Source organism: Finegoldia sp. P1-F-LS (assembly GCF_052932205.1).
On record NZ_JBRFJH010000003.1, the window covers coordinates 117,946 to 140,185 of the forward strand.

A 22,240-nucleotide genomic window follows, 5' to 3' on the forward strand; every position below is an offset into this window, starting at 1 on the left:
TTCCCCTTTCATAGTAGTATATATACCCTTTTTTGAAGAAAAGTTATCCATTTTTAGAATATAAATTTTAAAAATGAAACAAGTAAAAAAGCCAAGCATTTCTACTTGGTCTCTGTTTGTTCAAAAAATATTTTATTATATCACACTACTATCGCTTTTAATTTCTTATTAAAAATATAAGCACAAATTGTACAAATCACAAAAATTAATGGTGCAATTCTGACAAATCCCCATTCAAAACTTTGCATTATAAATTTCATTACTGCTGTGTTGGAATCTGTCGTGTCCCATTGCAAATAGCTGCTTTTCATAAAAAACAGAACTAAGAACACTACCACAATTAATGCATCAATTACGATAAATATATTTCTGTAAACCTTAATTTTCTTTTGTTTATTTTCGAAAAATTGCATATTAATTTCTTCGAGTTTCTCCGATATTTTATCTAATTCTGTTTGTTCTGTTTCTTCTACATTTTCACCTAATAGTACGCTTACAGATGTGTGTAAGATTTCCGATAACTTTATCAAAGAATCCGAATCTGGAACGGACAATCCTCTCTCCCATTTTGAAACTGTCTGTCTGACAACGTGCATTTCATTTGCTAATTGTTCTTGTGACAATCCATTTTGTTTTCTTAGTGATTTAATATTTTCATTCAACATTTATATCCCTTCTTTCTATGCCACAATGATACAATAATTCCTTCCGTTGCCACAAGAAACTAAAATTAACATCACAAAATCCAATGATTTTCACAATTACAATACCTACCATTTAAATTGTACTATAATTTTGATTTAAATTTTTACAACAAAAGGATAAGCGCGAAGCTTATCCTTTGCCGTTAAAATTTTTTGTTACAATTTATTACCCAAAATTTTTATTCTCACATTAGCTTTTATTTTCTCGAGAAAGAATTGTGTTTGTAGAATTGTTTTTTAAATATTTCTGCTGTCAATGCGTAAATCAAAGATATTGCTAACATTGATAATAGTGCTTGAGCTGGCAATGCTATCAATCCAAGGTAAGTGTTTATTGGACTGTAGATTATCGCAATCAAGGCTATTGCAACTAAAAATATTGCTAGCAATAGTTTGTTGCTAGGTTTGCTTTTAATTACCGGCCTTTTTGTTCTGACTATTAGCATTACTACCATGGCTGAGATTACCGATTCCAGCATCCATCCTGTTTGGAAGAATTGTTCATTGGCTTTGAACAATAATAACAATACGACAAATGTTAAATAGTCAAACACTGACGATGTTATTCCAAATATTATCATGAATCTTTTTATAAATTTCATATCCCATGTTACAGGGCTTTGCAACCAATCTTCATCTACCGAGTCTGATGCGATTTGTAGCGATGGAAAATCTGTAAATAGATTTGTTAGTAGAATTTGTTTTGGTAATAGTGGTAAGAATTTCAAGAACAAGCTCGCTCCAGCCATTGAAAACATATTTCCAAAATTTGCGCTTGTGGCTACAAATATGTATTTCAATGTGTTGATGAATGTTCTTCTACCTTCTTTTATTCCCGATACCAAAACTTTTAAGCTGTTTTCCAATAAAACAATTGATGCCGCATCTTTTGCTGTGTCTGCTGCTGTGTCGACAGATATTCCGACGTCTGCTTGTTTTATCGCAGGCGCATCATTTATCCCGTCTCCCATATATCCGACGATTTCTCCAGCTTGTTTATATGCTAAAATTATTTTTTCTTTTTGGTTTGGACTGATTTCTGCAAAAATATCTATGTCCATGATTTTTTTGTTCAATTGACTCAATGAATACGAGTTCAAATCTTCGCCGAGTAGAATTTTATCGGGATTTAATCCTACTTTGCTTCCAATATTTTTGGCTATCAAATGATTATCTCCCGTTATCATTTTTAATGAAACTCCCAACGAGTTCATTTTTTCAATAACATCTTTTATATCGTCTTTTAATGGATCGATGAATAATAGAAGTCCTCTAAATATCAAATTTTCAGCTTTTTGTTTGCTTACATCTGTTTCCTGATCGATGTTTTTGTAAGCTAATCCCAAAATTCTGTATCCTTGGCTAGAATACTTCTCGAACAAATCCATTATTTCAGATTTGATTTCTTCGATATTTCCCGAATTTCCACTCTCATCTTGATATGTCGAACAAACATTGATTACGCTAGTCAATGCGCCTTTTGTAATCATGATATTTTCATCTGACAAATCATTATTTGTGTTTACAATTACGCTCAATAATTTGTTTTCAAAAGAATATGGAATTTCGAAAAGTTTCTCGTATTTTGTAAAATCATTCTTATTTTCATCTAAAATCGCTTGATCAATCGGATTGGTGTATCCTTCTTGAAAATATGAATTGATGGCTGCTAGTTTGACTAATGTTTCTGATTTTTTCCCAGTATTATCCATCGCAGATTCAAGTTTGACTTGGCCTTTTGTTATGGTTCCTGTTTTATCTGAACACATTACTGTCATCGAGCCGAAGTTTTCTATGGAGTTTAGTTTTTTTACAATAACTCCTTGCGCTGACATTCTTTTTGCACCTTGTGACAAGTTTACGCTGATGATAGCTGGTAACATTTGTGGTGTCAATCCTACAGACAATGCCAATGCAAACATGAATGATTCCAAGAAAGGCTTGTTGAGAATAATGTTGAACAAAAATATCAATCCGATTAAAATTGTTGTAACTTGAAGAATCAAATTACCAAAATCTTTGATACCTCTTTCAAAATCTGTGTCGGTTTCTGTTTCATCCAAAGACTCCGTAATTTTCCCAAATTCCGAATCTTTTGCCAAATTTACAATTACAGCTTTTCCCGATCCACTAATTACATGTGTTCCCATCCACAACGAATTTTTCCTTTGTGAAAGTGTTGTTTTTTCTTCTAATTTCTCCACATTTTTTTCAACCGGAAAAGTCTCTCCTGTTAAGCTGGATTCATCCATGGAGAGCGAATTTTCTTCAATAAGCAAACAATCCGCAGGGATCATGTCTCCTGTCTTGACAGATATTACATCTCCAATCGTTAGCTTAGAATTATCCAATTCTTGAAATTTTCCATCTCTTAGCACCGCCGATGTGACACTTACTGTTGACAAGAGTTTTTTTACTGCATCATTCGCTTTACTTTCGTGATTGTAGCTCAATAGTGCAGATATCATGATAATTATTAGAATGATAATCCCATCAGAGTAATCTTTCAAAAATATCGACAAAATCGCCGCAAAAATTAATATCATTGTTATTGGATTTTTGAATTGATTTATAAAAACCATTAATTTCGAGGCTGATTTTTTCTCTTCGAATAAATTTTGCCCCAATTTTTCTATTCTTTCATTTGCCTGTTCAGTTGACAGACCATTTTTCGAAGTTTCTATAGTTTTAAGTACTTCATCTACATCGTATGACCAAAATTTTTCCATATCTCCCTCCTCACATCACAAGTATATTCTCAATCGTGTTTAATTTCAATATCATATATTGATTATTTTTAAATAAAAATACCAGAGAAATAAATCTCTGGTATTAAAAATATTTCATTGTGTATTCTTAAAATGTTTAAATTATGAATGCGCCTTTTTTATCGATATCAAGCTGCATAACTTCATAAGAATTGGATAAGTTGTTCAATTTATTTCTAATTTCTGATTCTGATGTAGTGTCATCTGATTTTAAAATGACCATAATCGTTGAGCCTGCTCCACTCAAATAATGTCCGATTGCATCAGAGTTTTCGATAATTTCGTCGATTTTTTCTATTTCAGGAATTAGTTGTAATCTGTAAGGCTCGTGAATTTTATCTTCAAGTGCGATTTTCAGATTATCTTTATTTCCAGAAATTAATGACAATACTAGCATCGAAACTCTCGAAATATTGAACACCGCATCGTTTTTTGTGTAATTTTCTGGCAGTGCTTCTCTTGCTTTTTGTGTCGAAAGCTCAAAATCTGGAATTATCGCAAGGAATTTGAATTTGTCGGATATTTCAAATTTTTCCACGAAAACTTCATCGTCTTTTAATATTGACGCAACAGCATCTGCGAAAATCGCTGGCGCTACGTTGTCAGGATGGCCTTCGATTTGTGTTGCTATTTTCAATATTTCTTTTTTGTCGGAATTTTTTCCCATGACTGAAAATGCCGCCATTATTCCCATTACGATACAAGCTGCAGACGAGCCGAGTCCTCGTGACATTGGAATATTAGTATCGAGGTCAAATTCCACAGGAACTATTTTTTCTCCGTAAAAATCAAATGTATACATGTATGATTTATATATCAAATTAGATTCTACATTTTTTTCAAATGTATTTTCATCATCTGTCAACTTAAATTCACATGTGTTTGCCAAATCCAGTGCAACTCCAAGCGCATCAAACCCAGGACCAATGTTTGCAGACGTTGCAGGAACGAAAATTCTCTTGCCTCGCTTTGCAAATTTTAATACTTCATCTTCTATTTTATCTTTTGTAATTTTTGTTTTATGAATTATTTTCTTAGAATGTAATTTTTTGATTTCAGTAGGAATTTTCGCTTCAGTTTTCTCGTATAGAAGATTAATATTTTCAAATTCATCTGACGATATATTTTCTCCCAATGCTTTCAAAACCGTGGAAGAGAATTTGTACGGGCTTGCAGTCGACAATATAACTGTTTTGTCGAGCCCAAGTTTGTCTGTGATATTTTTTGCAACCGCAGTGTGAGTGTCTATCAAATACCCTTCGTCTTCGAAAACTTCCTTTATTGTTTTTCTCGTTTCATTTTCAGTTGCATATCCACATTTAAACTCATGGAAATCTCCTTCAAACGTGAAAATTTTCGACTCATTCAATTCTGTCATTTTTTGTTTTACGATTTCATCTGATGATTTGTGGTAAATCAATCTTTCAAGATTTGAAGAAACCAAAATATCCATCGAAGGAGAGATTGTCTTGACCAAATCTCTGTTTGCATCGTAAGTTCCAGTCGTGAAAAAATCTGTCAACACGTTGTTGTCATTGGATGCGATGACGAGTTTTTCAATTGGAAGCCCCATTTCTTTTGCGTAGTATCCCGCCAAGATATCTCCGAAATTTCCTGTAGGTACACAGAATGAGATTTTTTCTCCGGCAGAAATTTTTTTATTATTTAACAAATCTTGGTATGCGTAGAAGTAGTATACGATTTGCGGCAACAATCTTCCAATATTGATGGAGTTTGCTGATGACAAACAAATATTTTGATTTTTCAATTTTTCTATTATATCTTTGTCGTTGAAAATCTTCTTTGCCGCCGTTTGTGCATCATCAAAATTCCCATCAATCGATATGACTTTTGAATTGAGCGATGATGTCGTATCCATTTGTGCTTTTTGGATACAGCTTACTCCTTCTGTCGGATACAAAACCAAGATGTCGATATTTTCTATGTTGTAAAATCCTTCGAGAGCAGCTTTTCCTGTATCTCCAGATGTCGCCGTCAATATCAACGTCTTTTCATTTATTCCCAAGGATTTTTTCGCATAAATCATAAGATTTGGAAGCAAACAAAGTGCGAAATCTTTGAATGCGGATGTTCTTCCATGGTAAAGCTCCAAATAATAATCTTTATGATAAGCTACTTTGCAGATGTCTTCTTCAAAGCTTGCGTATGATTTCTCGATTATTTCTAGTAACTCGTCGCTATCAAAATCTGTCAGATAAAGAGATAGGATTGCGTGACAAAGTTGTGTATACGAAAGATCCAAGTGGTTTAATATGTCAAATTTCGGAAATGATTCTGGCACGAAAAGTCCGCCATCTTCAGATATTCCTTTGAGAATTGCTTCACGTGATGAAACTTTTAAATTAGAATTTCTTGTCGATAAATATCTCATTTTTCCCCCTCAATTTCCGCTATGAATACTTGGTCAAAATTTTCGATAGCTGATTTCAATTTATCCAAGCTAACTTTTTTCGTAACTATCAAATGATTTTCACCTGATGTTTTTTCCCTATCTATTATATCTTTCAAACCATCTGTAACTTCAGTTGTTCTGATGTAGAATTTGTGTTTGATATTATTTTCAACTTCAAATGAATTTGTCGCATCGTAGAAAGTTTTTATTTCTCTTTTTGCAATAATTCTCAATAGATCTCGCATAATCGCATCGGCTGTTTCAAGTTTTCCCGCTCCAGGACCTTTAAATTCGTATGAATTGAAGTTTTCTCCCCACACTTTGATTGCATTTGTTCCTTCGAATGTCTTCTGGAAGAAATCGTCTTTTACAAAAGTAGGAATCACTGAAATATTTATCTTATTATCTTCTAATGTGGATTTTGCGAGAAGTCTGATAGAGTATCCCAAGTTTTTTGCAAATTCAAAATCAGTTTTTGTCACATTTGAAATTCCAAATGTAAATATATCTTCTTCATTTATCATAGAATTGTAAATAAGCGAGGAGACGATTCTGATTTTTCTCATAGCATCAAATCCACCTACATCCGCAGTTGGATCAGCCTCAGCGTATCCCAAATCTTGTGCTTGTCTCAAAACTTCATCGTAAGATAATCCTTCAGTTTCCATTTTGGACAAAATATAATTGGAAGTTCCATTCAAAATCCCGTATATTTTATTCATGTCGCTGAAAAATATTTCTTCCATGATAGGATGTATTACAGGAATCGCACCAGCAACTGAAGCTTCGTATGAGAAATACACATCATTTTTCACAGCAAGCTCATTTAACTCTTCAAAATATTTGGAAACAACAGCCTTGTTTGCCGTCACTATATTTTTACCAGCATTCATCAACGCCACGATTCTTTCGTGAGTTTCTTCAAGGCTCGATGTAACATCAATGACTGTGTCCACATCAGAATTTAAAATCTCATCAAAATCATCAGTAAATACGAGGTCTTTTTGGAGTGGAAATCTTTGTTTATCTGTATTTTTTATCAAAATTTTGTCTATTTGTATGTCGAAGTTATTTTTTATTAGGGATTTTCTTTTTTTGTATAGAATTTCTTCTACACCGCATCCTACAGTCCCAAACCCCATTATTGCGATTTTCACATTAACCCTCCAAGACTTTTAGTGCGATTTGTACGGCATTTGTTGCAGCACCTTTTCTGATATTATCAGCACAACACCATAAATTAATCCCGTTATCTACAGTGTAGTCACGTCTGATTCTTCCAACAAAAACCTCGTTTTTGCCAGCTGATGTGATAGCCATTGGATAGATTTCGTTTTCGATATCATCTTGAAGAACCATTCCTGGATAATCTGCGATAATTTTCTTCACATCTTCAATTTCAAATGGATTTTCAGTTTCAACATTAATTGAAACGCTGTGCGAAGATTTTACAGGAACTCGAACAGTCGTAGCAGTCACGCGGATATCATCGTGAAGAATTTTCTTGGTTTCATCTATCATTTTCATTTCTTCTTTCGTATATCCGTTGTCCATGAAAACATCGATTTGTGGAATACAATTGTTTCTGATTGGATATTTGTATGCAAGTTGTGTTCCTTCCTCCAAATCAGAAATCCCCTTCACACCAGATCCTGACACTGATTGATAAGTCGAATAAATCACTCTTTTGATCTTGTACTTATCGTGAATTGGTTTTAATGGAAGAACAGATTGAATTGTAGAACAGTTGGGATTTGCAATTATTCCCTTATTCGTTTTAATATCTTCAGGATTTATTTCTGGAACTACCAATGGAACATCGGGATTCATTCTGAAATGTGAGCTGTTGTCAATAACTGTGACGCCTGCTTTTGCCGCTATTGGTGCGTATTTTTCACTTACAGATCCTCCTGCTGAAAATAGCGCAATTTTAATATCTTTTCCTTCAAACGAATTTTCGTTTAATTCTTCGACAGTGTATTTTTTGCCACAGTATTCAACTTCAGATCCAGCTGATTTTTTCGAACTGAATAAGTACAATTTATCGATTGGAAAATTTTTCTCACTCAAAACTTTTAACATCATACTTCCAACAAGTCCAGTTGCACCTACAACTGCTACATTAACCTTCATTTAGTCCTCCTTGTAAAATTCTTTATATATAGAACGAATTGCCTTTTCAAAATCTTTTGTTTCAACGCCAATAATAATATTGATTTCGCTGGAACCTTGGCTGATCATCTTGATATTTACGCCTTCTTTCGCAAGAGCTGTAAAAGTCCTCGACGATACACCTTTTTCATTAATCATACCTCGACCAACCACTGCGATTAGCGAGATATCTCTTTCCCAAGAAATCTTATCCACATCCAAATAAATTTTCAATTCTTCAAGAACCTTATTTAATTTCGGTGTGATGGATGAATCAGAAACCAAAACAGAAACAGAATCAATACTAGATGGCATGTGTTCAATCAATATATCGTTGGATTCAAAAACCGTCGTCAATTTTCTGAAAAAATCCTTCTCCGTATTCATATTTACTTTTTCAAGATTTATAACAGTGAAATCTTTCTTTCCAGAAATTCCAGTCACAATATTTTTGTTTTTCACATCGCACTTCGATAAAATCAACGTTCCTGCTTCATCTGGAGCATTTGTGTTTTTGATGTTTATAGGAATGTTCTTGTCCCTAAGTGGAAATATCGCCTCTTCGTGCAAAACTTTTGCGCCCATATATGAAAGCTCACGAAGTTCATGATACGTAATTGTCCCCATCGGTTTAGGATTTTTAACAATTCTTGGATCTGCAACCAAAAATCCTGACACGTCAGTAAAATTTTCATACATCTCACAGTCCAAGCTCGCCGCAATGACTGATCCTGTAACATCAGAACCCCCTCGAGAAAAAGTGTGTACATTATTATGTTCGTCAACGCCGTAAAATCCCGGCACTACAGCTCTGTCGTGTTTCGTCAAAATATTTTTGATATTTTCATGTGATTTTACAATATCCAACTCGCCATCATCGAATGCAATCAAATCCTTCGCATCCACGAAATCATAATCCAAATACGCCGCAAGCACTTTTGCACTCATAAACTCACCACGACTCACAACAAAATCATAACTTGCGCCATTTGTAATTTCTTCTTTTACATCAGAAAGAATTTTATCAATGTCAATATTCAAAACAAGATCATCGACAATATTTTTATAAATATTCTCAATGATCTCGTAAACCTCATTAAAATTCAAATCATGCGCACTCAATTCGTGACACATTGCCAATAAATCTGTCACCTTGTGCTTATTATTCACGCCTTTTCCAGGCGCAGAAACAACGATGAACTTGCGTGCATCATCATTCATGATAATATCCTTAACTTTTTTCAATTGATTAGCATCAGACAGTGAACTGCCACCAAATTTTACAACTTTCATGACTTCCCCTTCTTGTTAGCTCTATTAAATAATAATTCTATATCTACGTGAGAATTTTTTCTCATAAATTTATCAAAACAAAGTAAATAATCCAAAAATTCTATAAGTAATTTTTAAAATTATATAATTAAATCGCAATATTGTCAAATTTATAAACTAGAGTAAAAAAACAAGACCCTAGTTTTGCTAGAGTCTTGTGATGTTGTTCTTGATTACTCTCACTCTTCTTTTCCAAATGTCCAATGTATCCCAAACCATTCAAAATATTAGATTCTATTTTTTTAAAAAATATTGTCTCATTTTCCTTTAATATTGACACAAGTTCAGAACCATTGTCTTTCAATAGTAATTTTTCGTGTTTTTTATATAAAGATATTAATTTTTTTGCTTATATTAAATGCATTAGGCTCAACGTAAATATTTAATCATGTAAATGCAACCGAAAATTGATCCAGTGTTATTATCGAAAAGTGGTCAACAAATAGTATACTAATTGACCACTTTTTAAAATTATTCTTGAACTCATTTAAAATTAAATGGATTCAGATGTATTTTCCGATAAGCTTGCGTGCTCTTCCATGTTGTTTTTTATTCTTTTAAAACTATCCAAATGAATTTCGTGAGTAAAATTTTCTATTAAAATTTCATAGCTATCATCAAAAAATTTTTTTATGCTTTTTTTAGCACTTATATCTGCCATTGAGTATATGATAAAAATTCCTTGTAAAATCTCTTTGGTAACCAATGGATCACCTGCTGAATAGGAAATTATCTGGCTGAAACCAAGATATAGTTCATCCTCGACAGAATAACTTTGATAAATTATTTTTACATCTTCGTCCTCTTTCATGATTATAAAATGATTGCCTGCAGATAATAGTTTCCCTAGTAATGATGACATTTTATTTATACACATTATCGCAGTATTTGGATCATTTGTACCTGGGCTTAGGGCCATATTCGCGATTTCGGTTAAGTTTACAATTCCACGGTGATAATCTTCTTCTCTATTATTGTAAGCATTTATTAGAAACAATGGACTTAATTTTTCTTTTAATTCTTTTTTATCATTATCATCTAACTCGCATTGGAATATATTTAATTCCCCTACGCTTTCTCCTTTGGTTGTGTATTCACCAATTCTCTTGTTTATAACAAGTTCTGCTTTTATGCCATTAAGATCTTTAAAAATCTCATCTGCTTTTATTTCAAATAAATAACCTGAACTCTCAGCTACAATTGATAACTTTGTAGATTCGTCGCTTTCTTCATAATGCTTAGCTTTTTCTCTTAGTTCTACCTCTTTATCAATAAGTTTCTCGCAATCATTAAAAATATTTTCTATAATATTTGATACTTTTAGATTATCAAGAACCTGTCTTGAGAAAGCGATAAAACTTAGCATCGCAATTATGGAATAAGCAATTCCAAGACTTCCAGCTACAACATGTTGGTCTGGAGCAATATCTTGCAATAATAGGATACTGATTACTGAATAGAAAAAACCACTGACAAATATACCATATAAACCAAGAACTCCGGTCCTATCTATAAAACTCTGAAGCAACCTAGGTGATATGCTACTGCTATATTTATTAAGTACAGTGACAATAATTGTAAAACAAAAAGTACTTATAGTTAAAAATATTCCAGATATATTAGAAAGAAAATCTACCGAAACTTCAACCGATAACAATAGTTGTTTGGGAATATAAGATTTAAATGAAATATATTGATGATCAAAAATCCAGGTAACTAAAAGAAGCGACACTGTTAAAATTAAAAATCTTGACATCCTTAAAAAATTCTTATGATTAAAAAACCACAATTTAATTTTAGACAACATACTCAATCCTCCTATTTAAATGTTGTAATTATGAAACTATATTATCATATACTTGGTATTTATCCAATATAAAATAATATATTAATCTTTTTGTAATTGAAAAATCCTTTGTGGTTTTCTTGCTTATTTCCCCAATCTATCTTCAATCAATCTATAAAAGAAACTACTCAAGTACGCCGTAATGAGGCGCTTTCTAAACAATCCTAGTTCGCCATTTAGAACGCAAATTTATTCCCACTCTTCTTTTACAAACGTACGATACATCCCAATCCATTCAAAATACTAGATAATTTTTTTAGAGTATCACTAAATCTATTTTAATTTATTTTTCCCATTATATATTATCCATGGTTTTTACATTTATTTTTTTGAAAATAAAAAACTACCAATAATCTATTCCTAGATTCTTAGTAGTTTTTATTTATTATAACTTAGATTACTGATTCATCAACTAAATTACTTAAATTTTATTCCAGTCCTTCTCTTCTAATTTTTTTAAATTAGCCTTGTTAGTTCTAAAAATTCTCCCATTAAAAGGAATTTCATATCCTATTCTTTTTCCAATATGAACTAATTCTATAATAGCTTTATTATTTTTAACTTTGATATCAAAAGAGCTGATTTCATTCCATGGCATCAACAAAAAGTCTCCTTTAACAGAATTACTTATTTCCTCTTCGTGAATTCCTTTGTTTGAAAAATATAAGATAAAAGTTCTATTTGAATCAAATGTATAATATAGCCCACCTATAATTAATAACTTAGCCAATCCCTTCTTTATACCATTATGCTTAAATGCTATTAAATGATTGTCTAAATTTCCAAATTCATTTTTAATTTTTTCATTTATCTCATTATTATCATTAAATAAAAGTCCCATATTATCCCTCCTTACTTAAAAATAAATACTTCTTTAATATCTTTATTTAATACCTTGCAAATTTTATAGGCTGTTTCAAGAGTTGGACTTATCGTATTATTTTCATAAGCCATTATTGACCTTCTTTTCATACCAACAGCTTTAGCGAGCCTATGTTGCGATAGTCCAAGCTCCTTTCGAAATTCTGCAATTCTATTTTCAATTACTACTTCCATGTAATCACTTCCATATATGCTATAATGCAAATTAATCACATAACAATGACTTTAATATATACGATACAGTCTTCTTATATTCATATTTACATGCTTTTTTTAATGTTGAAGAAATAAACTAACGATAATATTGCACAAACAAACACACATAATCGCTACATACATGGGTATATGCTTTTTAAAGTCATTATATCCTACGAATATGGTTATTATAGATGCAATTATCAAAATATACTCAAATTTTTTATATTCATATTTTCTTTCCTAATTTATAAAATCTAAACCTCAACTACTAAATATAGGATAAAGGTGTATCTATTTTTTTACCTTTGTAAGTTACAAAACATCGAAATTTTCACCTTAGATAAATAATTCTTTATCTATATGAAATATCAATTCCAAAAAACTCTTTCAAGTAATACCACAATACTTCTGATAGGCCTAATGTAATCGCCCAAATTATCATGCTTCCAATCGTTGCTACAACTATCAATTTCCACTGTTTTGCCATCAAGGAAGCTACTATAGTTAGAATATATAGTGCAAATATCATATTTAAACTTATAATATTAATATTCAAAGACTCTAACACCAAACCTGTAAATGGAATTATTACAAACAATGTTATTAGCAAAATATATGATATTTTAGTTATCAAATTCATCTTTTTGAAATTTCTTATTTTATTTAACACAATCTACACCTCCTAAAAATAAAATCTACTTTTTAAAAACGAATAAATTTTTCTTTTAAATAACTATAGGTTATCAAAAATTATCTACTTCAGTAGAAATGCTACAAGCCTGAAACATTTAGCCTATCTTTAGATATCCTAACTAATCATTCTTCTGATTATTAACATAACACAAAAAACAGAAAATAATTTTGTTTTAATATTCATTAGTTACTAAATATGGGATCAAGGTATCTCCATTTTTATACCTTTGAAAATTAAAGTATGACATAACACTCTTATCCTCTTACAACTATGTATGGTTACATTTGTAGTACCATTGTTACATTTATAGTACCATGATATTATTTTTCTGTCAAATCATTTTACTGAATTTTCTTACAATAGCCATTAAAATATTCACCACAATAGAATTTCAATCCTCTTTATATAATTTACTAGAGGTAAATTTTTTAATGTACCAAAAAAAGACCGCAGCTTCAAACTACGGTCTAATTTTTTGTCCAATGTAAACCACTTGGAACTATTATTCAATTTATTATTTTTAACAAATGCACGCTATTCGCTCGCATCTTTTTATTTCCTTTATCAAGATTCAAAATAATTTTTGAGGAAAAATGGATGAAATAGGCGAAGTGCAGAAAGTACCGTAATGAGGCGTACATTAAGTACGCCGCAGTGAGGTGCTTTCGAAACGAGTCTAGTTCGCCATTTTTACCAAAAATTTATTCCCATTCAATTGTTGCTGGTGGTTTACTTGTTATATCGTAGACTATTCTATTGATGTGGTCTACTTCGTTAATTATTCTTACTGAAGTTTTATCTAATACTTCGTATGGGATTCTTGCCCAATCTGCTGTCATGAAGTCTGTTGTTGTTACGGCTCTTAATGCCAATGTGTAGTCGTAAGTTCTGAAATCTCCCATTACTCCGACTGTTCTGTTATTAGTGATTACTGCGAAGTATTGGTTGATGTCTTTGTCGATTCCTGCTTTTGCAACTTCGTCTCTGAATATGAAATCTGCTTCACGCAACACTTCTAATTTTTCTTCAGTTATTTCTCCCATTACTCTTATTCCAAGTCCTGGTCCTGGGAATGGTTGACGATATACCAAATATTCTGGCATTTCTAGTTCTAATCCCAATCTTCTGACTTCGTCTTTGAATAAATCGCGAAGTGGTTCGATTAAATCTTTGAAATCAACTACATCAGGAAGTCCACCAACGTTGTGGTGAGATTTGATTACTGATGCATCGCCTTGTCCAGATTCTATTACGTCTGGATAGATTGTTCCTTGTGCTAAGAAATCCACAGATCCGATTTTTTTTGCTTCATCTTCAAATACTCTGATGAATTCTTCTCCGATGATTTTTCTCTTTTGTTCTGGATCTGATACGCCTTTTAATTTATTTAAGAATCTGTCTTTTGCATTTACTCTTACGAAGTTTAATTCGTCATTTTTGAATGCAGCTTCAACTTCGTCGCCTTCATTTTTTCTCATCAAACCATGGTCAACGAATACGCATGTCAAGTTTTTGCCGATTGCTCTGGATAAAAGTGCTGCACACACAGAACTGTCTACCCCACCTGATAATGCCAACAAAACTTTTTTGTCGCCGACAGTTTTTCTGATTTTTTGGATTTGTTCTTCCAAGAAGTTTTCCATTGTCCAATCTCCGTCTGCTTTACAGATTTCATAAAGGAAGTTTTTGATTAATGTTTTACCTTCAACTGTGTGGTTAACTTCTGGGTGATATTGTACTGCGAAAATCTTCTTGTCTTCGTTTGCAATTGCTGCTACAGGACAAGAATCAGTTGTTTGGATAATATCAAATCCTTCTGGTTTTTGTGATACGAAATCAGTGTGGCTCATCCACACGATACTTTCGTCGCTCATATCTTTTAAGATAGAGCTTTGGTTTGAGATTTTGGCGTTTGTTTTACCAAATTCACGATTTTTTGCTTTTTCAACAACTCCACCAAAATCTTTGGAAATAAGTTGCATTCCGTAGCACATTCCCAAAATAGGAATATTTAATTCAAAAATTTCTTTTTCGATTTGTGGAGAATTTTCTTCGTAAACGCTGTTTGGTCCGCCTGTAAAGATTATCCCGATTGGTTGTTTTTCCTTAATAGCATTCAATGCTTTTTTGTAAGGAACAACTTCGCAGTACACGTTCAAATCTCTGACACGACGAGCGATTAGTTGATTATATTGTCCTCCAAAATCTACTACAATAACTAATTGATGTTTCATTTCTACTCCTAATTATTAGTTAAATATTTTTCTATATAGTCTTCGTAATTCATTGATACGTCACGATAAGTTCCGTCATCAAATATTTCAATAATTCTATTTGCCACAGAAGATACAAATTGGTGATCAAGTGATGTGAACAAAATGTTTGATTTGAATGCGATTAGCCCGTTGTTTACAGCTTCGATACTTTCCAAATCCAAATGGTTTGTAGGTTGGTCGAACACCAAAACATTCGCAGGTGTTACCATCATTTTTGAAAACATCATTCTAACCTTTTCGCCACCGCTTAGAACGTTGGACTTCTTCAAAGCTTCGTCTCCTGAAAATAGCATCTTGCCCAAGAATCCTCTGATGTGGATTTCTGATTTTTCTTCGCTGAATTGTCTCAACCAATCAATCAAATTCAAATCGCAATTTTCAAAATATTTAGTATTATCCTTTGGAAAATACGTGTTAGTGATAGTTTGTCCCCACTTGTATTCTCCAGAATAATTATCATCGTTTCCGTTGATTATTTCGAAAAATTTCGTGATAGCTATTTCGTTTCCGATAAATCCAATCTTATCTCCTTTGTTGACCCTGAAAGTCAAATTATCGATAAGTTTGCTGCCATTTTGTTCTACAGTCAAGTTGTCTACATTTAGAATTTCGTTGCCAACTTCTCTCGAAAGTTCAAATCCAACAAATGGATAACGTCTACTAGATGGTTTAATGTCATCCAACGTGATTTTATCGAGAAGTTTTTTTCTACTTGTAGCTTGCTTGGATTTTGATTTGTTGGCGGAGAATCTTTGAATAAATTCTTGTAATTCTTTAATTTTGTCTTCTTTTTTCTTGTTTTGTTCTTTTTGCATTCTAAGTGCAAGTTGACTTGATTCGTACCAGAAATCGTAGTTACCAACGAACATATTAATCTTTCCGTAGTCCACATCCACCATGTGAGTGCACACTTCATTCAAGAAATATCTATCGTGAGATACTATTATTACAATTCCTGGAAAATCCATTAGAAAGCCTTCAAGCCACAATATTGCCTTCAAATCCAAACCATTTGTAGGTTCGTCTAGTAGCAATATTCCTGGATTACCGAACAAAGCTTGCGCTAACAAAACTTTTACCTTGTCGGATTCTTTCAAATCTTTCATAAGCATATAATGTTGTTCTGTTGTAATGCCCAAACCTTGTAACAAAGATGAGCTTTCCGCTTCTGCTTCATATCCTCCAAGCTCTTGGAATTCCGCTTCCAATTCAGCTGCTCTCATTCCATCTTCATCGCTGAAATCAGGCTTCATGTATATCTCATCTTTTTCTTTTTGGATATCGTAAAGTTTCTTATTTCCCATCAAAACTGTTTCCATTACGCTGTTTTCTTCAAAAGCGTAGTGGTCTTGGTTAAGCTTTGATAATCTTGTGTTCTTATCTATCGTGACATTGCCTTTTGTAGGCTCTTTTTCTCCGGATAAAATTTTGAGGAACGTTGATTTACCAGCACCATTCGCACCAATAACTCCGTAACAGTTACCTGGATTAAAAATTAGGTTAACATCCTCAAATAATTTTTTATCGGGGAATATGACACTTAAATTGTTAACTGTTAACATCTAAATCCCTCCAATACTCACATATTATACCATAAAAGTATACTCAAGTCTTGATATTACGATATTTGGATACATTTTTTAATTCAAAAACAACCATTTAATTTTGAAAAATAAATGGTTGTTGATTTAATAAATTTATTTGTCTAACAATCCTTTTGGTAATTTTCCAATCGAAGCATCTTTTCCAAAATCGCATACTGCTTTAATGTAGCTTTCGATGTTTTCTATTGGAGTGTGGTCACATACGGTACACCCTGAATTTAACATGAAACCTTTTGGACTGTCTGAAGCTTTTTGCAAAATATTTTTTACTTCGTTTCTAACAGTTTGTGGGTCTGAATTCAAAAGTATATCCATAGGCGCAATATTTCCTTCGATTATCATAGAATTTCCGAGAACGTTTTTGAATTCTCCCATATCTTCTATGTTATCAAGTGAAAATCTTGAGAAATTAGTATCTGTGAAGTTTTCCCAAACTTTGTCAGTTTTACCGCAAATATGAACCATTGGTTTGATTCCAGTAATTTCATAAATTGCATCTGTCAATTTTGTCAAATGAGGCTGTGCAAATTCTTCAAATTGTTTCTTGCTAATTACTGTCATCGATGCAACAGGATCAGCAATTTTGAAGAAACATCCACCTATTTCGTCAGTGAAAGTTCTCACAAAATCAATGGTATAATTTGTACACAAATCTAATAATTCGTGCAAATTTTCCTTGTTTTTTCTCGTATCGCGAAGAAGTTTTTCAACAGGTCTGACTCCAGAAGCTGTAGTAAATGGTCCTGTAACTGCACCAAATATTGTTATTCCATCCATTGATGATTTCGTCTTTTTTGCTTTTTCAATAAAATTGCACACAGTTTCACTGTTACTTACATCTATATTTCCCAAATTAGCCATTGATTCATAATCATCAATAGCATAATGAGATGTCAAAAAGTCGCCATTTTCTGTCATTCTAGTTTCGCTACCGAGAATGCTTCCAATTCCTTTTTGATCCATGCCAATATACATGTAATCTATTCCATATAAAGATTTTTTGAGATGAACCATATCAGTATACAACGAAAAATCATTTATCAAATCTATTTTTGTGTATCCCATATTTGTTGCCAAAGGTGTTTCTACATCGAAAAGATCAAATGGAACAACATCCACGACATTACCATCTAAATATGACTTCAATCTTTCTGTGTAAGTCATCTTGATTAATCCTTCATCTACAAACGAAAAATACTTTTTTTTCATAAAATCCTCACTAAATTATTTTAAATTAATCTTTACAGAAGTTTCTGTTTTTTTGCAAACTCCACATTGTTTTGCTTTTGGATCTATTTTTTGTAATATTTCAAGAGATTTATCCACATCTTTTGCATCAACTACAACTACCATGCCTATTCCCATGTTGAAAGTAGAGAACATTTCTTTTGTTTCTACATTTCCCCATTTTTGAATAGCTTTGAACACAGAATCAATTTCTGATTCTTTTATGTCAAATTCTATTCCGATATTTTCTGGTAACATTCTTGGTACGTTTTCGTATAATCCACCACCAGTAATGTGAGCAATTCCTTTGATTTCAACTTCTTTTAATAAAGCTGAGATTTCTTTTTCGTAAATTCTTGTAGGAACCAAAAGTCTTTCTCCAACTGTAGTGTCTTCAAATTTGTCGGATAATTTTACATTTGCCATATCCAATGCCGCTCTTACAAGTGAAAATCCATTGCTGTGAACTCCACTTGAAGATAGTGATATTGCAACGTCTCCTTCTTTAATTCCACTTCCATCGATTATTTTATCGCGATCTACAATACCAACTGCAAATCCTGCTAAATCATAATCATTTTCCTTGTACAATCCTGGCATTTCAGCAGTTTCTCCGCCGATTAATGCACATTCAGATTGGCTACAACCTTCTGCTACACCACGAACCAAATCCGCCATTTTTGCTGGTTTCAAACTTCCAGTCGCAATGTAATCCAAGAAAAACAATGGCTTTGCTCCTTGGCACAAAACATCATTAACACACATTGCAACCAAATCAATACCAACTGTATCGTGTTTATCTAGTTCCATTGCTAGTTTGATTTTTGTTCCAACGCCATCAGTTCCACTAACCAATACAGGCTCTTTCATATCGGATATTTCTGGTTTAAATAGACCAGCAAATCCACCAATTCCTGTTAGAACTTCTTTGCCATGAGTTTTCTTTACGATTTCTTTTATGATTTGAACTTCTTCGTAGCCTTTTTCTTTATCTACACCAGAATCTTTGTAAGTTAATCCCATTATATTTCTTCTAACTCCTTGTCAGAATCAATTACGGCTTGTTTCATTTCTTCTTTGTATTCTTTTAATTTTTGAGCTAATTTTTCGTCAGATAGAGCAATCATTTGAGCTGCTAAGATAGCTGCATTTTCTCCACCGTCGATTGCAACGGTTGCAACTGGAACTCCTTTTGGCATTTGAACGATTGAATATAATGCATCCATTCCAGCAAGTGCAGATCCTTTTACAGGAATTCCTATAACTGGTTTTGTTGTAATTCCAGCTGTTACTCCACCCAAATGTGCTGCTTTTCCAGCGATTGTGATGTAAACTTTGCAGTCGTCTTTTTCAACAGTTTCTTTCAAAACATCCAATGCTCTGTGTGCTGAAATAACTGATACTTCATAAGAAAGATCGAATTTTTTCAACATTTTAGTAACTTTTTTTGCAACTTCAATATCTGAGCTGCTTCCCATTATTAATCTAATATCCATTTTTTGCTCCTATTTTTTTGTATAGTTTGGAGATTCTCTAGTAATAGTAATATCATGTGGATGATTTTCTACAAGTGATGCTGGAGAAATCTTCACGAATTTTGATTTTTCTTTTAATTCAACCAAGTCTTTGCTTCCTACATAACCCATACCTGAACGAAGTCCACCAACTAATTGGTACACAACTTCTGCTACAGATCCTTTGTAAGCAACTCTACCTTCTACTCCTTCTGGAACGTATTTCTTAGTGTTGTTTTGGAAATATCTGTCGCCACTTCCTGCTTTCATAGCACCAAGTGAGCCCATTCCTCTGTATTCTTTGTATTGTCTACCTTCTAATACAACTAATTCTCCAGGACTTTCTTCAGTACCAGCGAACAAACTACCTGCCATGATAACTGATGCACCAGCTGCTAATGCTTTTGTAATATCTCCAGAATATTTAATACCACCATCGGCAATGATTGGAATATCGTATTTGTCGGCTTCTTTTGCACATTCAATTATAGCTGTCATTTGAGGAACACCGATACCTGTTACAACTCTTGTTGTACAAATAGATCCAGGTCCAATACCAACTTTAACGCAATCTGCACCAGCTTTTATCAAATCTCTTGTAGCATCTGCTGTTGCAACATTACCTGCGATAATTTGAAGATCTGGGAAAGCTTTCTTTAATTTAGTTACAGCATTCAAAACTCCTCTTGAATGACCATGTGCTGTATCGATTGTTACGACGTCAACTTTTGCATCCACTAAAGCTTGGCATCTTTCAATCATATCAGTTGTGATACCTACTGCTGCACCAACTAATAATCTTCCTTGTGAATCTCTTGCTGAATTTGGATATTGTATTGACTTTTCAACATCTTTTGTAGTGATAAGTCCTTTTAATTTGAAGTTTTCATCTACAATTGGAAGTTTTTCAATCTTGGCGTTCATCATTTTTTCCAAGGCTTCATCCATTGATATGTTTTCGTGACCTGTTATTAAATTGTCCTTAGTCATAACATCTCCGATTGGAAGTTGTTCATCTTTTACGAATCTAACATCTCTGTTAGTTAAGATGCCGACCAAAGTCATATCTTCTTTAACTATAGGTACACCGCTAATTCTGTAGTGACTCATCAATTTTAATGCATCAACGATTTTGTCATCTGCAGATAAGTAAAAAGGATCAGTAATTATTCCATTTTCTGAACGTTTAACTCTATCTACTTCTCTTGCTTGTTCTTCAATAGTCATGTTCTTGTGAATAATTCCGATCCCGCCTTGTCTCGCCATTGCGATAGCCATTTTTGACTCAGTTACAGTGTCCATTCCTGCTGACATCATAGGAATGTTCAATTCAATTTTTTTTGTTAATCTTGTTTTCAAGATAGTTTCATTAGGTAAAACTTCTGATGGACCTGGTACTAGAAGTACGTCATCAAATGTTAATCCTTCGCCGATAAATTGCATAATACCCTCCTCATAAAATAAATAAAAACTTTGTTAAAAATTTTTAATGTTAGGAATAAATTTACCATACAAACGATAACAAGTCAAGCAAATTTATCCCAATCATTTTCTTTAAATGTATTATATCAGAAATGCAAATTTTTGAGCAAGAAAAAAACGCATCAAAAAAATTTTGACGCGTAAATTCCTATAATAATTCTACATCTATTTGTTCGGCAACTTCATTTATTTTACTTACATCCAACTTTTCTACTTCATAAACTCTCGCATTTAATACTCCAAGACTTATCGCCTTCAAAACAGTTTCCATGACACTTTCTCCATCATCCAAGAATTTTGCAATCCCTGCGACAGTGGCATCTCCGCTTCCAACAGTTCTTTGAATTTTGTATTGTGGAACTGTAATTTTGTACAAATTATCTTTGTATTTTAAAATCGCTCCGTATTTTCCGTTGGTAACCAAAACAATTTCAATATCATCTAACAATTTATTGCTGAAAATTTCCTTCAAATAATCTGAATCTTTGTTGATGAAATCTTCTGATGAAATATCTTCTGATAAGCCAATAATTTCTTTGAATTCGTGGAAGTTAGGTTTGATAGCGTATGGTTTGTAATTATTTTCCAAAACTTTTTTCGTGACTTGTCCACTTGTATCCAAAATAATCTTGCTGTTATCTTGTAGTATGTCCATAGTTTCTTCTACGAAATTATCGGATAAACCATTCATCAAACTTCCACTGATTACAGATATGTCGTAGTTTTTTCCGATTTCTTGTATTAGTGACATGAATGTTCTTTCAAATCTCGAATCAATTTTATTGGTCTTTTCAAATATTTCAAATTGCTTATCGCCATGAATTACTCTGATGCAGTTTCTAGTGTCGACATTTGTGAAGATAAAATCGTGCTTAATGTTCACATCATCCAATTTGTCGATTACATAATCTCCGTTACTTCCACCGATAAATCCTGTAACCATGAAATCTGCTCTCAACAAATCCAAAACTTTGGACACATTTATACCTTTGCCGCCTGGCGTCTTGTACACATCATCAACTACATTTACTCCATTAGTATCCAGCTCATCCATCTCGTAAATTACATCTATAGCAGGATTAGAAGTTATACTAAGTATCATTTTATTCTCCTCTTTATTAATTAAAATTAAGCTTTTATTTAATATAC

At 32.7% G+C, this 22,240-nt stretch carries 17 protein-coding genes; all 17 read right to left on the reverse strand.

Annotated elements, in window-relative coordinates; all coding sequences use genetic code 11:
* Positions 1 to 140: 140 nt before the first annotated feature.
* Positions 141 to 665: a helix-turn-helix domain-containing protein gene (locus ACU68Y_RS03960; RefSeq protein ID WP_446755356.1), complete on the reverse strand. Its 525-nt coding sequence runs from the start codon at positions 663 to 665 to the stop codon at positions 141 to 143.
* A gap of 236 nt (positions 666 to 901) precedes the next feature.
* Positions 902 to 3,433 (reverse strand): magnesium-translocating P-type ATPase, encoded by a 2,532-nt coding sequence (gene mgtA, locus ACU68Y_RS03965; RefSeq protein WP_446755357.1) that lies wholly within the window; start codon positions 3,431 to 3,433, stop codon positions 902 to 904.
* 136 nt (positions 3,434 to 3,569) lie between these two features.
* A complete protein-coding gene (gene thrB, locus ACU68Y_RS03970; RefSeq protein ID WP_446755358.1) occupies positions 3,570 to 5,864 on the reverse strand; it encodes a homoserine kinase in 2,295 nt (764 codons plus the stop codon).
* Positions 5,861 to 7,042: a homoserine dehydrogenase gene (locus ACU68Y_RS03975; RefSeq protein ID WP_060790160.1), complete on the reverse strand. Its 1,182-nt coding sequence runs from the start codon at positions 7,040 to 7,042 to the stop codon at positions 5,861 to 5,863. Before ACU68Y_RS03975 ends, thrB begins: the two co-directional genes overlap by 4 nt.
* Before the next feature lies 1 nt (position 7,043).
* Positions 7,044 to 8,018, reverse strand: coding sequence for an aspartate-semialdehyde dehydrogenase (locus tag ACU68Y_RS03980; protein WP_446755359.1), 975 nt, complete (start codon positions 8,016 to 8,018; stop codon positions 7,044 to 7,046).
* The gene (locus ACU68Y_RS03985) at positions 8,019 to 9,329 is read right to left on the reverse strand and encodes an aspartate kinase (protein WP_060790162.1); all 1,311 of its coding nucleotides are present in this window, start codon (positions 9,327 to 9,329) and stop codon (positions 8,019 to 8,021) included.
* A 532-nt stretch (positions 9,330 to 9,861) separates the two neighbouring features.
* A complete protein-coding gene (locus ACU68Y_RS03990) occupies positions 9,862 to 11,175 on the reverse strand; it encodes a DUF2254 domain-containing protein (protein WP_060790164.1) in 1,314 nt (437 codons plus the stop codon).
* Between the two features lie 460 nt (positions 11,176 to 11,635).
* Entirely contained in the window at positions 11,636 to 12,055 is a 420-nt protein-coding gene (locus ACU68Y_RS03995; RefSeq protein WP_060790165.1) for a hypothetical protein, read from the reverse strand.
* 11 nt (positions 12,056 to 12,066) lie between these two features.
* Positions 12,067 to 12,270 (reverse strand): helix-turn-helix transcriptional regulator, encoded by a 204-nt coding sequence (locus ACU68Y_RS04000; RefSeq protein WP_002841296.1) that lies wholly within the window; start codon positions 12,268 to 12,270, stop codon positions 12,067 to 12,069.
* A gap of 376 nt (positions 12,271 to 12,646) precedes the next feature.
* Positions 12,647 to 12,964, reverse strand: coding sequence for a hypothetical protein (locus ACU68Y_RS04005; RefSeq protein WP_002841332.1), 318 nt, complete (start codon positions 12,962 to 12,964; stop codon positions 12,647 to 12,649).
* Between the two features lie 725 nt (positions 12,965 to 13,689).
* Positions 13,690 to 15,222: a glutamine-hydrolyzing GMP synthase gene (guaA, locus tag ACU68Y_RS04010; RefSeq protein ID WP_060790166.1), complete on the reverse strand. Its 1,533-nt coding sequence runs from the start codon at positions 15,220 to 15,222 to the stop codon at positions 13,690 to 13,692.
* Positions 15,223 to 15,230: 8 nt separating this feature from the next.
* Positions 15,231 to 16,826, reverse strand: coding sequence for an ABC-F family ATP-binding cassette domain-containing protein (locus ACU68Y_RS04015; RefSeq protein WP_094229488.1), 1,596 nt, complete (start codon positions 16,824 to 16,826; stop codon positions 15,231 to 15,233).
* 135 nt (positions 16,827 to 16,961) lie between these two features.
* A complete protein-coding gene (locus tag ACU68Y_RS04020; protein ID WP_446755360.1) occupies positions 16,962 to 18,077 on the reverse strand; it encodes a uroporphyrinogen decarboxylase family protein in 1,116 nt (371 codons plus the stop codon).
* A gap of 15 nt (positions 18,078 to 18,092) precedes the next feature.
* On the reverse strand, positions 18,093 to 19,118 hold the full coding sequence (gene purM, locus ACU68Y_RS04025; RefSeq protein ID WP_060790168.1) for a phosphoribosylformylglycinamidine cyclo-ligase: 1,026 nt from the start codon (positions 19,116 to 19,118) through the stop codon (positions 18,093 to 18,095).
* Complete coding sequence (purE, locus tag ACU68Y_RS04030) at positions 19,118 to 19,591, reverse strand: 5-(carboxyamino)imidazole ribonucleotide mutase (RefSeq protein WP_004166988.1); 474 nt, start codon at positions 19,589 to 19,591, stop codon at positions 19,118 to 19,120. Before purE ends, purM begins: the two co-directional genes overlap by 1 nt.
* 9 nt (positions 19,592 to 19,600) lie before the next feature.
* Complete coding sequence (gene guaB, locus ACU68Y_RS04035) at positions 19,601 to 21,052, reverse strand: IMP dehydrogenase (RefSeq protein ID WP_060790169.1); 1,452 nt, start codon at positions 21,050 to 21,052, stop codon at positions 19,601 to 19,603.
* Between the two features lie 187 nt (positions 21,053 to 21,239).
* Positions 21,240 to 22,193, reverse strand: a complete 954-nt coding sequence (locus tag ACU68Y_RS04040) for a 1-phosphofructokinase family hexose kinase (RefSeq protein WP_002839712.1) — start codon at positions 22,191 to 22,193, stop codon at positions 21,240 to 21,242.
* Positions 22,194 to 22,240 lie beyond the last annotated feature (47 nt).